Here is a 535-nt window from a genome sequence, read left to right on the forward strand (position 1 = left end):
AAAAAACCTTTTTTTACATCACATCCTTTGCTATAATATAACCATTAAGTAAACCTTACTTGTATTGGCTTACTTAAATGGGTGAAATCCTCGTCTGTTAAAATGCGTGTCCGAAACGATTCCAACAGATTTGAGGATTTTTCTTTTGCCGTTTTTTTGAGTGCTTTTAAGATTGACGAACCTTTTTCAAACAGCTGTCTAATAATATCTGTTATTTGAACTAATAAATAATGATTTTTCATGGCTGTGTAGTTTTGGCTATTGGCATGTTCTATATTGTAACGATTATTTTTTTGTTCGTTAAATCCTTGATTTTCAATCTTCCAGCGGCTTCTTCCTGCAGCGATGAGTCGTTCCACGTTCTTTTTCGTGATTTTAATATCCGTTATAAATACATACTCTTTCGATTTCCCATCCTCTGTTTTCATTGTGGCCTCCATCAGATTGACCGTTCTGTCTTTGTAGGCAATATCATTCACCCAAACTAATGAATTCTGATCCTTACTTTGTTCCAGCTCTTTTATTGCCTTAAACT

At 34.2% G+C, this 535-nt stretch carries 1 pseudogene; it reads right to left on the minus strand.

The annotated features are described in order from the left end of the window. Window positions 1-44 precede the first annotated feature (44 nt). Window positions 45-535, minus strand: a pseudogene (locus IC21_RS03800) (transposase); the annotation flags it as partial.

The sequence above is a fragment of the Heyndrickxia coagulans DSM 1 = ATCC 7050 genome (assembly GCF_000290615.1).
Lineage (GTDB): Bacteria > Bacillota > Bacilli > Bacillales > Bacillaceae_C > Weizmannia > Weizmannia coagulans.